13 protein-coding genes are annotated in these 14,116 nt (G+C 67.7%); 10 read left to right on the top strand and 3 right to left on the bottom strand.

The annotated features are described in order from the left end of the window. Positions 1-116 precede the first annotated feature (116 nt). Positions 117-722: an outer membrane protein gene (locus EJJ38_RS06020; protein WP_127089204.1), complete on the bottom strand. Its 606-nt coding sequence runs from the start codon at positions 720-722 to the stop codon at positions 117-119. Between the two features lie 122 nt (positions 723-844). Between EJJ38_RS06020 and uvrC the strand changes: the two genes are divergently transcribed. The 4 genes from uvrC to EJJ38_RS06000 all read left to right on the top strand — a co-directional run bounded on the left by uvrC (position 845) and on the right by EJJ38_RS06000 (position 4,451). Beyond that, on the top strand, positions 845-2,983 hold the full coding sequence (gene uvrC / locus EJJ38_RS06015; protein WP_420836867.1) for an excinuclease ABC subunit UvrC: 2,139 nt from the start codon (positions 845-847) through the stop codon (positions 2,981-2,983). 102 nt (positions 2,984-3,085) lie between these two features. Continuing rightward, entirely contained in the window at positions 3,086-3,715 is a 630-nt protein-coding gene (gene pgsA / locus EJJ38_RS06010) for a CDP-diacylglycerol--glycerol-3-phosphate 3-phosphatidyltransferase (protein WP_205666147.1), read from the top strand. After that, positions 3,715-3,966, top strand: a complete 252-nt coding sequence (gene moaD / locus EJJ38_RS06005) for a molybdopterin converting factor subunit 1 (RefSeq protein WP_127089202.1) — start codon at positions 3,715-3,717, stop codon at positions 3,964-3,966. The genes pgsA and moaD overlap by 1 nt, the downstream gene beginning before the upstream one ends. 2 nt (positions 3,967-3,968) lie before the next feature. Then, complete coding sequence (locus EJJ38_RS06000; protein ID WP_127089201.1) at positions 3,969-4,451, top strand: molybdenum cofactor biosynthesis protein MoaE; 483 nt, start codon at positions 3,969-3,971, stop codon at positions 4,449-4,451. A gap of 261 nt (positions 4,452-4,712) precedes the next feature. On the opposite strand, the gene EJJ38_RS05995 is transcribed toward EJJ38_RS06000, so the two are convergent. Further along, positions 4,713-6,002, bottom strand: a complete 1,290-nt coding sequence (locus EJJ38_RS05995) for a dicarboxylate/amino acid:cation symporter (protein ID WP_127089200.1) — start codon at positions 6,000-6,002, stop codon at positions 4,713-4,715. 311 nt (positions 6,003-6,313) lie between these two features. Here EJJ38_RS05995 and EJJ38_RS05985 point away from each other — a divergent pair, with 311 nt between their 5' ends. The 5 genes from EJJ38_RS05985 (at position 6,314) to glnT (ending at position 11,687) form a co-directional block, all read left to right on the top strand. Next, entirely contained in the window at positions 6,314-6,997 is a 684-nt protein-coding gene (locus tag EJJ38_RS05985) for a helix-turn-helix domain-containing protein (RefSeq protein WP_127089199.1), read from the top strand. 121 nt (positions 6,998-7,118) lie between these two features. After that, positions 7,119-8,015 carry a class II glutamine amidotransferase gene (locus tag EJJ38_RS05980; protein ID WP_127089198.1) on the top strand — a complete coding sequence of 299 codons (897 nt, stop codon included), beginning with the start codon at positions 7,119-7,121 and terminating at the stop codon, positions 8,013-8,015. Continuing rightward, positions 8,012-8,710 carry a protein glxC gene (locus tag EJJ38_RS05975; protein ID WP_127089197.1) on the top strand — a complete coding sequence of 233 codons (699 nt, stop codon included), beginning with the start codon at positions 8,012-8,014 and terminating at the stop codon, positions 8,708-8,710. Before EJJ38_RS05980 ends, EJJ38_RS05975 begins: the two co-directional genes overlap by 4 nt. A gap of 200 nt (positions 8,711-8,910) precedes the next feature. Continuing rightward, positions 8,911-10,245: an FMN-binding glutamate synthase family protein gene (locus EJJ38_RS05970; protein WP_127089196.1), complete on the top strand. Its 1,335-nt coding sequence runs from the start codon at positions 8,911-8,913 to the stop codon at positions 10,243-10,245. Between the two features lie 86 nt (positions 10,246-10,331). Continuing rightward, positions 10,332-11,687 carry a type III glutamate--ammonia ligase gene (gene glnT, locus EJJ38_RS05965; protein WP_127089195.1) on the top strand — a complete coding sequence of 452 codons (1,356 nt, stop codon included), beginning with the start codon at positions 10,332-10,334 and terminating at the stop codon, positions 11,685-11,687. A gap of 70 nt (positions 11,688-11,757) precedes the next feature. Here glnT and EJJ38_RS05960 read toward each other — a convergent pair whose 3' ends face one another. Then, positions 11,758-12,729, bottom strand: coding sequence for a LysR family transcriptional regulator (locus tag EJJ38_RS05960; protein WP_127090289.1), 972 nt, complete (start codon positions 12,727-12,729; stop codon positions 11,758-11,760). Positions 12,730-12,840: 111 nt separating this feature from the next. Between EJJ38_RS05960 and EJJ38_RS05955 the strand changes: the two genes are divergently transcribed. Further along, positions 12,841-14,097, top strand: coding sequence for a sarcosine oxidase subunit beta family protein (locus tag EJJ38_RS05955; RefSeq protein WP_127089194.1), 1,257 nt, complete (start codon positions 12,841-12,843; stop codon positions 14,095-14,097). The last annotated feature ends 19 nt before the right edge of the window (positions 14,098-14,116 follow it).

Raw genomic sequence — 14,116 nt, 5'->3', positions numbered from 1 at the left:
AAGAAAACGGGGCGGGAATGTGGTTAACAGCCTATATGTGAACACAAAACCGTTCAAGACTGGTCACAAATCGTTCGCAGATCGGCGTTTCCGCACACACTATCTGCGTTAACGGTTCAGAAACGATAGTTCACGCCTCCCCTGATAATGTTTCCATCAAACCCAACGGAGGCGGGTCCGATCAAAGAATTGTACGTTGAACTACCAAGATCAACGTACAGATATTCAGCCTTGGCACTCCAGTTACGGTCCAAGGCAAACTCGCCGCCGACACCAATGGTCCAGCCCCAATGGGTCTGGTCATTGTTCAGACCTGCGATTTCATACTGCCCGGCACCGTAAGCAAGGCCGGCCGTGCCGTAGGCGAGGAAGCGTTCAAACGCGAATCCCAGCCGCGCGCGCACGGTGCCGATATAATTGACGCTGTACGGGCCCTCATTCATGCCGGTCCAGGCGAGGTCCGTTTCCAGGCCCGCCACGAAGGCGGAACCGGCAAACTGCAAATTGTATCCAGCCTGGAGCCCGCCCAGGAAGCCGCCCGGGGAATAGGGCCCGGCCGTGCCCCAGCCATAGCCCGCATTGGCGCCGATATAGAAGCCGGTCCACGACATGGGCCCCACCGGCGCCGCAGGCGCGTAGCCATAGCCGTTCATGTCGGCCGCGGCGGCCGGAAGCGCCAGCGCCCCCAGCGCGGCCAAGCCCGCCACGAGACGGTATTTCATCGTCAACTCCTTTCAGCCCGGCGGCCTCAGCCGCGTGCTTTCCGACAGGGTTAGGGCGAAAAGGCAAACGAAGTCTGGCCACCAAGCCCTTGCACTGCACCATGCGAAAGCGTGGTGAATCAGTGGTTAGGCGGCGCGGTGAACGGCCGGTAAACGGGCACGGGCCACCCCTGGCCCTCGCGCCTCCGACGCCTTACTTCTGGGGCATGAGTGCCCGCCCGCCCCAGTCTCCGCCCGCCGACGACCTTGACCCGTCCGTCCTCCCCGAGGTCCCCGAGACGGAGGAGGAGGCGCTGCTTCTGCTCGCCTCCGAAGACGAAGGGCTGGTGGAGGAAGGCCCGCTGGCGCTCGGGCGCGCGGCCATCACCCAGGCGGCCCGGCACGCGCCGCTGAGTCCCGGCGTCTACCGCATGATCGCGGCGGACGGCACGGTTCTCTATGTGGGCAAGGCCAAGAGCATCAAGAAGCGGGTGCTCAGCTATACGCGGCCCGTGGGCCATACGAATCGCATCGCCCGCATGATCGCGGCCACCGCCTCCATGGAATTCGTCTCCACGCGCACCGAGCCGGAAGCGCTGCTGCTGGAGGCCAACCTCATCAAGCAGCTGAAGCCGCGCTTCAACGTGCTGCTGCGCGACGACAAGTCGTTTCCCTACATCCTCATCACCGCCGACCACGCCTCGCCCCAGATCGTGAAGCACCGGGGCGCGCGCAGCCGGCCGGGGGATTATTACGGCCCCTTCGCCAGCGTCTGGGCGGTGGATCGCACCATCAACGCGCTCCAGCGGGCGTTTTTGCTGCGCTCCTGCTCGGACAGCTATTACGAGAATCGCACGCGCCCCTGCCTGCTGTTCCAGATCAAGCGCTGCTCCGGCCCCTGCACGGGGGAACTGAGCCATACGGACTATGCCGAACTGGTGCGCGAGGCCCGCGCCTTCCTCTCCGGCCGCTCGCGCACGGTGAAGGAGGAACTGGCCCGCGAAATGGAAGTGGCCGCCGAGGCGCTGGAATTCGAGCGCGCGGCGCGCCTGCGGGATCGCCTCGCCGCTTTGTCCGCCGTCCAGGGCAGCCAGGGAATCAATCCGCGCTCCGTGGAGGAGGCGGACGTGTTCGCCTGCCACCAGGAGGGCGGTGCCACCTGCGTGGAGGTGTTCTTCTTCCGCACCGGCCAGAACTGGGGCAACCGCGCTTATTATCCCCGCGCCGACCGCTCCCTGAGCGAGGCCGAGGTGCTGGGCGCCTTCCTCTCGCAATTCTACGAGGACAAGCCCTGCCCCCGCCTCGTGCTGGTGAGCCATGAGGTGGAGGAGCGCGAGCTTCTCGCCGAGGCGCTGAGCGCCCGCTCCGGATATAAGGTGGAGGTCGCGGTGCCCCGGCGCGGCGAGAAGCGCGACCTGGTGGACCACGCCATGCAGAATGCGCGCGAGGCACTGGGCCGCAAGCTGGCCGAGACCGCCACCCAGACGCGCCTGCTGGACGGGCTGGCCACTGCCTTCGGCCTTCCCGCCACTCCGCGCCGCATCGAGGTCTATGACAATTCCCACATCATGGGCACCAATGCGGTGGGCGGCATGATCGTGGCGGGGCCCGAGGGATTCCGGAAGAATCAGTACCGCAAGTTCAACATCAAGTCCGCCGACCTCACCCCCGGCGACGATTACGGCATGATGCGCGAGGTACTGCATCGCCGCTTCTCGCGCCTGCTGAAGGAGGCGCCCCCCGGCCCCCTCCCCCAGGATGGGCCGGATGGCGAGGCCCAGTTGGCCGACACCCCGCAGGATGCGGTGGCGGAGGAGCCGGGCGTGTGGCCCGACCTCGTCCTCATCGACGGCGGCCAGGGCCAGCTCAATGCAGCTTTGGAGGTGGCGCGGGAACTGGGCGTCACCCATGTGCCCATGGTGGGCATCGCCAAGGGCATGGACCGGGAGGCGGGGCGCGAGCTGTTCCACATTCCCGGCCGCGCACCGTTCCGCATGGAGCCGCGCGACCCGGTTCTCTATTTCATCCAGCGCCTGCGCGACGAGGCGCACCGCTTCGCCATCGGTTCCCACCGGGCGCGGCGCAAGAAGGCCATCAGCGAGGCGGGGCTCCAGTCCATTCCCGGCGTCGGCCCCACGCGAAAGCGCGCTTTGCTGCGCCATTTCGGCACGTTGAAGGCCATCGAGCGCGCCTCGCTGGCCGATCTTGAGCAGGTGGATGGAATCAATGCCTCGACGGCAATGGCCATCTACGGCTATTTCCACGAGCAGCCGCCGCAATGATCCGGATCGGGCGATGTCGGCGCAGCCGCCTCGACCCCGCCCGCTTCCGGGTGCACACTCCCCTTGCTGCCTGAGGGCAGCACAAGAGCAGATCGAATGGACATGGCCGACGCCACGACACGCCCTGCCTCTGAGCGCCCCGCCGGACGCGGCGGCGCCCTGTCGCTGCCCAACCTCCTCACCTATTCCCGCTGCGCGGCGGTGCCGCTGGTGGCGGCCTGCCTGTTCTGGGCCGACATCCTGCATGGCGGTGTCTGGCTGCGCTGGGTGGCGCTGGGCCTGTTCATCGCCGCCGCCGTCACGGATTTCTTCGACGGGTATCTCGCCCGCGCCCTCTCCCAGCAATCGGCCATCGGCCGCATGCTGGACCCCATCGCCGACAAGCTGCTGGTCTCCACCAGCCTGCTCATGCTGGCGTCCGACGGCACCATCCGGGGCTGGTCGCTCTGGGCGGCGGTGGTCATCCTGTGCCGCGAGATCCTGGTCTCCGGCCTGCGGGAGTTCCTGGCGGAGCTGCGCGTGAGCGTGCCGGTCTCCCGGCTCGCCAAATGGAAGACCACGCTCCAGCTGGTGGCGGTGGGCGTCCTCCTGGCGGGGCCGGCGGGCGACAAGCTGGTGCCCGGCATCACGCTCATCGGCCTCACCCTTCTGTGGGTGTCGGCGGTGCTCACCATCTATACCGGGTTCGACTATTTCCGGGCCGGGGCGCGCCATCTGGTGGAGGAGGCCTGATGAAGGTTCTCTATTTCGCCTGGCTGCGCGAGCGCGTGGGCCTCGCGGAAGAAGAGGTGAGCCCGCCCGAGAGCGTGCGCACGGTGGCCGATCTCGCCGCCTGGCTGGCGGGCCGGGGGCCGGGCCATGCTCATGCGTTCGAGAAGCCCGGTGTGGTGCGCGCGGCCCTGGACCGGCGCCATGTGAAGCCCGAAACCCTGCTGGCGGGGGCACGGGAAGTGGCCTTCTTCCCCCCCATGACCGGGGGCTGACCATGACCGCTCCCCTTCCCTTCCGCGTGCGCGTGCAGGCCGAGCCGTTCGACGCGGCCGCCGAGATCGCCGCGCTTTCGGGGACGGGCGATGTGGGGGCCGTCGTGTCCTTCACCGGCTTCTGCCGGGCGGACAAGAGCGCGGACGGCGCGGCCACGCCGCTCACGGCTCTGGTGCTGGAGCATTATCCCGGCATGGCGGAAGCCGAGATGGAGCGGCTCATGGAGGAGGCCCGCGCCCGCTGGCCGCTGCTGGGCGCCTCCATCATCCACCGCTTCGGCCGCATCGTGCCGGGCGAGCAGATCGTTCTGGTGGTGACCGCCTCGGCCCACCGGGAGGCGGCCTTCAGCGCCGCGAGCTTCCTCATGGACTGGCTGAAGACCAGCGCGCCCTTCTGGAAAAAGGAAGAGCGCGCCGACGGCGGCGACTGGGTGGCGGCCAAGGACAGCGACGACCACGCCGCCGCCCGCTGGCAGGCGGACTGAAGCCTGACCAGGAAGCGTTCCGACCGTTCAGAAAATACTACCCGGCCTCAAGGCTTTTCGCGGAACGCCCCCTTTTCTATCTCCAACCTTCCCTGCCCCCTCCCGCGCAAGCTGGAGAGGAGACCTGTCGCGCTCGGAGGATAGGCTGCGCCCGGCAAAGCCCTCTCCCGCTTGCGGGGGAGGGTTGGGAGGGGGAAATCGCGCTCGCACCATCCGAGGGCGGCCCGCCTCACCCCGCCGCCCCCAGCACCTGCATAACCCTCAGCGCGGGGTGGAAAGCGGCTCGGCGGGCGTTTCCACGGACCCGTTCAGCACCGCATTGAGGCGGGCGAGGTCCAGTTCGCCTTCCCAGCGGGCCACCACCAGGGTCGCCACCGCATTGCCCACGAAATTGGTGAGCGAGCGGCATTCCGACATGAAGCGGTCCACGCCCAGGATCAGCGCGATGCCCACCACGGGAATTTCCGGCACCACCTGGAGCGTGGCCGCGAGCGTGATGAAGCCGCCGCCCGCCACCGCCGCCGCGCCCTTGGAGGTGAGCATGGCCACCGCCAGGATCATCAGTTCGTGTTCCAGGGTGAGCGGGGTGTTGGTGGCCTGGGCGATGAACAGCGTCGCCAGGGTCATGTAGATGTTGGTGCCGTCCAGATTGAACGAATAGCCCGTGGGCACCACCAGGGAGACGACGCCCTTGGGTGCGCCGGCATGCTCCAGCTTGCGCATGAGCGCCGGCAGCGCGCTTTCCGAGGAGGAGGTGCCGAGCACGATCAGCAGCTCTTCCTTGATGTAGCGCAGCAGCTTGAGGATGGAGAAACCCACCACGCGCGCGATCAGCCCCAGCACGATCAACACGAACAGCAAGGCGGTGAGATAGAAGGTGGCGATCAGCTCCAGCAGGTTGCCGATGGAGGCGAGGCCGTAGGCGCCGATGGTGAACGCCATGGCGCCGAACGCGCCCACGGGCGCCGCGCGCATGACGATGCCGACGATGGTGAAGATCACCTGCTCCGCCGCCTTCACCGCCCGCAGCACGGGCTCGCCCGCCGGGCCCATGGCGCTGAGCGCGAAGCCGGTGAGGATCGCCACGAACAGCACCTGGAGGATCTCGCCCTGCGCCAGCGCGCCGACGATGGTGTCCGGGATGATGTGCAGCAGGAAGTCGGTGAAGGAGGAATGGGATGCCCCGGAGGTGAAGGCGGAGATGGACTTGGCGTCCAGCGTGGAGGCATCCACGTTGAAGCCCGCGCCGGGCTGCACGATCTTGCCCACCAGCAGGCCGATCACCAGGGCGACGGAGGAGACCACCTCGAAATAGATCAGCGCCTTGCCGCCGACCCGGCCCACCTTCTTCACGTCGCCCATATTGGCGATGCCCACCACCACGGTGCAGAACACCACGGGCGCGATGATCATCTTCACCAGCTTGATGAAGCCGTCGCCGAACGGCTTCATGGCCTCGCCCGCATGGGGCAGGAAGTGGCCGAGCAGAATGCCCGCCGCCACCGCGATCAGCACCTGCACGTAAAGGATCTTGTAGAAAGGACGCCGCATCGCTTTTCCCCGGCCGCGGATACACGGTAACACCGCACGTCTCTAGCCGCCCCGCGTGACCCATGCACTACAAAGGTGAGCCCAAAGGCGCGCGAGGATTTTTCCGGCGGACGTGTTGCGCCCGGAGCAAGGAGCCATTGCTCGGCTTCTACATTCCGGACTGCGCCGACCTGGAAGAGGTGCTGGAGATCACCCGCGAGCCGGGCCGCGCACGCCTCCGGCACCCGTGCGGGATGAGCTGCGGCACAGGCCCTCTTTCCACCCTTCCCGATCACGGATAGTTTCCTGAGCGGAAACAAGGATGACAGCGGGTGGCGGAACGCAAGGCCAAGGTCGCGGACGCGGCGACGGGAACGGCAGGGGCGCAGGCTGACCCCACCGCCTATCACACCGGCTCCGGCGCCCCGGCGGCGCGGGAGGGCACGCTGGAAAGCGCCCTGGGTGCGCAGGTGCGCGCGCTCCGGCGCCATCTGGACCTCACCGTCTCCGACCTTGCGGGCGCCGCGAGCATCTCCGTGGGCATGCTCTCCAAGATCGAGAACGGCCAGATCTCCCCGTCCCTCTCCACGCTGCAATCCATCGCCAAGGCGCTGAACGTGCCCATCACCACCCTGTTCTCAGCGTTCGAGGAGCGGCGCGACTGCTCGTTCGTGCGCGCGGGCCAGGGCGTGGTCATCGAGCGGCGCGGCACCAAGGTCGGCCACCAGTATGAATTGCTGGGCCATGGCCTGGGTGGCGACATCGTCATCGAGCCCTATCTTATCACCCTGTCGGAAGAGGCGGTGCCCTATACGGAGTTCCGGCATGCGGGCGTGGAGTTCATCTTCATGCTCTCCGGCGAGGTGATGTATCGCCACGCCGACCGCGCGTATCACCTGCGGCCGGGGGATTCGCTCATGTTCGATTCCGGCGCCGCCCACGGCCCCGAGGCGCTGCTGGTGCGGCCCATGAGCTATCTCTCCGTCATCGTCTATGCCCGGGACGAACGGCGATAGTTTCTTTCCAGGAAAAAAATATTCTTTTCGCATTGACGATGACAACGACCCGCCGTACCTCTTTTCCCGGATGCCCCTGACGTCCCCTGTTCGGGACACCGCGTGGGGCCAGGAGCGCGGTATGTGCGGAATTGTCGGACTTTTCCTGAAGGACCCTAAGCTGGAGCCGGATCTCGGCGCCATGCTTGCCTCCATGCTTTGCGTGATGACGGACCGGGGGCCGGACAGCGCCGGTTTCGCTGTTTATGGCGATGGCGCGCCGGGCCATGTGAAGCTCTCGCTGCGCGCCGCCGAGGGCTATGATTTCCAGGGCCTCGCCAACTCGCTCTCCTTGTCCTCGGGCGGCGCACCCAAGGTGGCGGTGCGCTCCACCCATGCGATCATCGAGGTTCCCGTCGCCCATGAGGCCGAGGTGCGCGCGGCGCTGGCCGCCCACCCGGACGTGGCGGTGGTGGGCGCGGGCGCGCGCATGGAGATCTTCAAGGAAATCGGCCTGCCCCGCGATGTCGCCGGGAGGTTCGGCCTTGAGGGCATGCGCGGCACCCACGGCATCGGCCACACCCGCATGGCCACGGAAAGCGCCGTGACCACGGCGGGCGCCCATCCCTTCTCCACGGGCGCCGACCAGTGTCTCGTGCATAACGGCTCGCTCTCCAACCATAACGACCTGCGCCGGGCGCTGCGGCGCGAGGGCATCGCCTTCGCCACCGACAATGACAGCGAGGTGGCCGCCGGCTATCTCACCTGGCGCATGCGCGAGGGCGCGTCCCTGGGCGCGGCGCTGGAAGCGGGCCTGAAGGACCTGGACGGCTTCTTCACCTTCGTGGTGGGCACGGAAAGCGGCTTCGGCGTGCTGCGCGATCCCATCGCCTGCAAGCCCGCCGTCATGGCCGAGACTGACCGCTACGTGGCCTTCGGCTCCGAATATCGTGCGCTGGTGGACCTGCCGGGCATCGCCCAGGCCAAGGTCTTCGAGCCCGAGCCCGCCACCGTCTATTTCTGGGACCGCGCCCAATGACCGCCGACATCACCTTCGACCTCGCGGCGGCGCCGCTGCGCGAGCTGAACGCCGCGCTCCACCAGGCCACGGGCGAGAGCAATGCGCGCCGCTGGCGCGTGCTGAACCCCAATGGCCGCCATGCCGTGGCGGCGGGCGTCAACGCCCCCCTCACCATCGAGGTGGACGGGCATGTGGGCTATTACTGCGCCGGCATGAACCAGCAGGCCCGCGTCATCGTCCACGGCAATGCCGGGGTGGGCGTCGCGGAAAACATGATGAGCGGCTTCGTCCATGTGAAGGGCGATGCCAGCCAGGCGGCGGGCGCCACCGCCCATGGCGGCCTGCTGCGGATCGACGGCAATGCCTCGGCCCGCTGCGGCATCTCCATGAAGGGCGTGGACATCATCGTCCAGGGCTCCGTGGGCCATATGAGCGCCTTCATGGGCCAGGCGGGCGCGCTGATCGTGTTCGGCGATGCGGGCGAGGCTTTGGGCGACAGCCTCTATGAGGCGAAGCTGTTCGTGCGCGGCACCGTGAAGAGCCTCGGCGCGGATTGCGTCGAGAAGCAGATGCGCGACAAGCACAAGGCGCTGATCGCGCAGAAGCTGGAAGCGGCGGGCCTGTCGGGCGGCATCGATATCTCGGAGTTCAAGCGCTACGGCTCGGCGCGCAAGCTCTACAATTTCCACATCGACAATGCCGATGCGTATTGAGGCAAACGCGATGGATCAAGTGCCACGCGCCCCCTCTCCCCTCGCGGGAGAGGGTTGGGGTGAGGGGGCGCTCCCGTCCGCGCTGACCTCAAAGGTCGCCCTGAGCGACACCCACCCCCTCACCCACCTCGCTCCGCTCGGCACCCTCTCCCGCAAGGGGAGAGGGGAAGATGCTATCCCTCTTCCCGCGTGAGGATCCCATGACCTCCCATTCCGATATCCCGCGCACCCTGCCGCGCTTTTCCGCCACCTTCGATCCCCACACCCTCTCGGAGATCCGCCGCGCGGCCGCGACCGGCATCTACGACATCCGGGGCGGCGGCACGAAGCGCAAGCTGCCCCATTTCGACGACCTGCTGTTCCTCGGCGCCTCGGTCTCCCGCTATCCGCTGGAAGGCTATCGCGAGAAGTGCGGGACCGACGTGGTGCTGGGCACCCGCTTCGCCAAGAAGCCCATCCACCTGAAGACCCCCGTGACCATTGCGGGCATGAGCTTCGGCGCCCTCTCCGCCCCGGCCAAGGAAGCGCTGGGGCGCGGCGCCTCCGCCATGGGCACCTCCACCACCACCGGCGATGGCGGCATGACGCCGGAGGAGCGCGGGCATTCCTCCATCCTCGTCTACCAGTATCTGCCCTCGCGCTACGGCATGAACCCGGACGATCTGCGCAAGGCGGACGCCATCGAGGTGGTGATCGGCCAGGGCGCCAAGCCCGGCGGCGGCGGCATGCTGCTGGGCCAGAAGATCTCCGACCGCGTGGCCGCCATGCGCACCTTGCCCAAGGGCATCGACCAGCGCTCCGCCTGCCGCCATCCCGACTGGACCGGGCCGGACGACCTGGAGATCAAGATCGAGGAACTGCGCGAGATCACCGACTGGGAGAAGCCCATCTATGTGAAGGTGGGTGCCTCGCGGCCCTATTACGACATCTCGCTGGCCGTGAAGTCCGGCGCGGACGTGGTGGTGCTGGACGGCATGCAGGGCGGCACCGCCGCCACCCAGGACGTGTTCATCGAGCATGTGGGCATCCCGATCCTCTCCGCCATCCGCCCCGCCGTGCAGGCGCTGCGGGACCTGGGCATGCATCGGAAGGTGCAGCTCATCGTCTCCGGCGGCATCCGCTCCGGCGCGGATGTGGCCAAAGCCCTGGCGCTGGGCGCGGACGCGGTGGCCATCGGCACCGCCGCCCTCGTGGCGCTGGGCGACAACGACCCGGCCTATGAGGCCGACTATGCGGCTCTGGGCTCCACGGCAGGCGCCTATGACGACTGGCACGAGGGCCGCGACCCGGCGGGCATCACCACCCAGGACCCGGAGCTTTGGGCGCGGCTCGACCCCGTGAAGGCGGGACGGCGGCTCGCCAATTATCTCGGCGTGCTGACCCTGGAGGCGCAGACCATCGCCCGCGCCTGCGGCAAGAGCCACCTGCACAATCTGGAGCCGGAAGACCTCGTGGCCCTCACCGTGGAAGCCGCCGCCATGGCCGGCGTGCCGCTGGCGGGCACCGACTGGATCCCCGGCCGCACCGGCTACTGACCCTTTCCCGCCGCGCCCTCGATGGCGCGGCGGTTGCATGCGCAACAAACCAATAAAACCGTCCAGACCTTCCAGGGAACCCGATGATGATCCGCTTTCCAGAAGCCACGCGCGACACTGAGGGTCGCGCTTCCTCCGCCGCCGCCATCGACCTTGAGAAGGTGGCGAAGGAGAAGGGCATCAAATACTTCCTCATCTCCTATGTGGACCTGTTCGGCGCGCTGCGCGCCAAGCTGGTGCCGGCCTCGGCCATCAAGGAGATGCAGTCGGCGGGCGCGGGCTTCGCGGGCTTCGCCACCTGGCTGGACATGACCCCCGCCGACCCGGACCTGTTCGCGGTCCCCGATCCCACCTCGCTCATCCAGCTGCCCTGGAAGCCGGAAATCGGCTGGCTGGCCTCCGACCTCTATATGGACGGCAAGCTGGTGGCGCAGGCGCCCCGCTCGGTGCTGAAAGCCCAGCTCACCGCCGCCCGCGCGCTCGGCTACGACATGAAGACCGGCGTGGAATGCGAATATTTCCTCATCTCGCCGGACGGCACCGCCATCTCGGATGGCGCCGATACGGCGGAAAAGCCCTGCTACGACCAGTCCGCTTTGATGCGCCGCTACGAGGTGATCAAGGACATCTGCGACGCCATGCTGTCGCTCGGCTGGGGCGCCTACCAGAACGACCATGAGGACGCCAACGGCCAGTTCGAGATGAACTGGAACTATGACGACGCGCTGCTGACCGCAGACCGGCACGTCTTCTTCAAATACATGGTGAAGAGCATCGCCGAGAAGCACGGCCTGCGCGCCACCTTCATGCCGAAGCCCTTCATCAACCTCACCGGCTCCGGCTGCCACGCCCATGTGTCCATGTGGAAGAAGGGCAAGAACGCCTTCTCCGATCCCAAGGGCGAGCTGGGCGTCTCGGCGCTGGGCTATGCCTTCATCGGCGGGCTCATCCACAATGCGGACGCGCTGTGCGCGCTCACCAATCCCACGGTGAATTCATACAAGCGCATCAATGCCCCGCGCACCCTCTCCGGCGCCACCTGGGCGCCCAATTCGGTGACCTATACGGGCAATAACCGCACCCACATGATCCGCATCCCCGATGCGGGCCGCTTCGAGTTCCGCCTCGCGGACGGCGCCGCCAACCCCTATCTGCTCCAGGCGGGCATGCTGGCGGCGGGCCTCGACGGCATCATCAACAACCGCGATCCCGGCAAGCGGCTCGACATCAACATGTATACGGACGGCCACAAGGTGCGCGGCGCCAAGAAGCTGCCGCTCAACATGCTGGATGCCCTGCGCGCGCTGGAGAAGTCCAAGGTGCTGCGCGAGGGCCTCGGGGAGGCGTTCGTCTCCGGCTATCTCAAGCTGAAGACCGAGGAATGGAACGCCTATTGCCGCCACCTCACCCAGTGGGAGCGCGACAACACGCTGGATATCTGAACCCGTTCGGCCCCGGTCCTCGACCGGAGCCGTTGGCCTGACCGGCCCGCCGAACCCCGAGGCGGGCCGGTCAGGCTCCCACCGTCAGCGCGCCGCCGAGCCACGGCATGGCGGCGCGAAGGGCCGGACACACATGCCCCTCCAATTCCTCCCGGCAGAAGGCCGCCACCTCGCGCGGCAGGCGGCCCAGCTCGTGGCGCCGCGCCACAAGGACCAGCCGGCGCACCGAGGCCGGTCCCGGCAGCGGCCAGCAGGCCAGCCCCTCCGTGGCGACCTGTGCCTCGTACCAGCAGAGCGGCGTGGAGATGGCGAAGCCCTCCCCCCGCAGCACCACCGCCGTCACGCCCTGGGGCGTGTCGAATTCCAGGCGGCGCGGCAGCTCCAGCTTCACGCGCCGCAAATGCCGCTCCACCTCGATGCCGGTCTTCGAGCGCGCCGAATAGCGCACGAAAGGCAGCCGCTCCGCCAGCGCCGCCACATCCTCCAGCCGCTCCGGCCGCGCCGTGCCGGACGGCGCCAGCAGCACATAGGGCTCGCTCAGGATGGGCAGGCGCTCCAGCCCCTCCACCTCGTCCAACTCGTCCGCGCCCAGCAGCAGATCGAGCTGCCGGGTCAGGAGCGCGCTGGCATGGGAGGCGGTGAGCCCCGCCAGCACGGACACCTCGTCCGCCTGCGCCATGAGATGGGAGGCGAGCGGGGCGGCCAGCGCGCGGGAGAGCGAATCCACCAGCCCCACCCGCAGCAGCGGATAGCGGCTGCGCTCCGTGTCGCGCAGCGCCGGGGCGATCTGCCGGGCCTCGGTGAGCAGCGCGCTCGCCCGCTGGCGCAGCACGCCTCCCGCCGGGGTCAAACCAAGCGGGCGCACGCTGCGATCGAACAGGATGGTGCCGGTGCGCGATTCCAGCTCCGCCACCGCCTGGGAGACGGCGGGCTGGGTGAGCGAGAGATGGCGCGCCGCCCCCGCCATGGAGCCGAGGTCGCAGACCGCCAGGAAGATGTCGAGGGTCCGCAGGTCGAACGGAAGTGCCTCGCCCCGCGCCATGTCGCTCATCCCCGCCACACTATAAGTAAGTTTTATATCATAGCATGCTGGGGCATGAGATATTCAGTTATCATAATCATCCCAACGCCCATCCGGCGGAGCTTGTGAGCCATGCGGAGCCGCTATTCGGTCTTCTCCCTCCTCGCCAATGCCCTCACCGGCCAGAAGGGCTGGACCCCGGCCTGGCGCGATGCCGCGCCCAAGCCCGCTTATGACGTGATCGTGGTGGGCGGCGGCGGGCACGGCCTCGCGACCGCCTATTACCTCGCCAAGGAACACGGCATCCGCAACGTGGCGGTGCTGGAGAAGGGCCATATCGGCTCGGGCAATGCGGGGCGCAACACCACCATCATCCGCTCCAACTATCTGCTGCCCGGCAATGAACCCTTCTACGAATGGTCCATGAAGCTCTGGGAAGGGCTGGAGCAGGACGTCAATTACAATTCCATGGTCTCCCAGCGCGGCGTGCTGAACCTCTACCATTCCGACGCCCAGCGCGACGCCTATGCCCGGCGCGGCAATTCCATGCGAATGGCGGGCGCGGACAGCGAGTTGCTGGACGAGGCGGGCGTGCGCGCCTATGCGCCGTTCCTGAATTTCGACGATGCCCGCTTCCCCATCAAGGGCGGGCTGCTCCAGCGCCGGGGCGGCACCGCGCGCCATGATGCGGTGGTGTGGGGCTATGCCCGCGCCGCCGACAAACTGGGCGTGGATATCGTGCAGAATTGCGAGGTCACCGGCTTCATCCGCGAGAACGGCGTGGTGGTGGGCGTGGAGACCACGCGCGGCCCCATCCGGGCGGGGAAGGTGGGCCTTGCGGTGGCGGGCTCCACCTCGCGCCTCACCCGCCTTCTGGACCTGCGCCTGCCCATCGAGAGCCATGTGCTCACCGCCTTCGTCTCCGAGGGGCTGAAGCCCCTCGTGCCGGGCGTCGTCACCTTCGGCGCGGGGCATTTCTATGTGAGCCAGTCGGACAAGGGCGGGCTCGTGTTCGGCGGCGATATCGACGGCTACAACTCCTATGCCCAGCGCGGCAACCTGCCCGTGGTGGAGGATGTGTGCGAGGCGGGCATGGCGCTCATGCCGCAGATCGGCCGCCTGCGCGTCCTGCGCTCCTGGGGCGGCATCATGGACATGAGCATGGACGGCTCGCCCATCATCGATGTGGGGCCGCTGCCCGGCCTCTATCTGAATTGCGGCTGGAATTACGGGGGCTTCAAGGCGACGCCCGCCTCCGGCTGGTGCTTCGCCTGGACGCTGGCCAAGGACGCGCCCCACGCGCTCAACGCCGCCTACCGTCTGGACCGCTTCCGCACCGGGCACATGATCGACGAGAAGGGGGTCGGCGCCCAGCCGAACCTCCACTAGAACCTAATTCATTGATAGA

The organism is Aquabacter cavernae (assembly GCF_003993795.1).
Taxonomy (GTDB): domain Bacteria; phylum Pseudomonadota; class Alphaproteobacteria; order Rhizobiales; family Xanthobacteraceae; genus Aquabacter; species Aquabacter cavernae.
The sequence above is the reverse complement of the archived record's forward strand: the minus strand, read 5'-3'. Positions and strand labels throughout refer to the sequence as shown.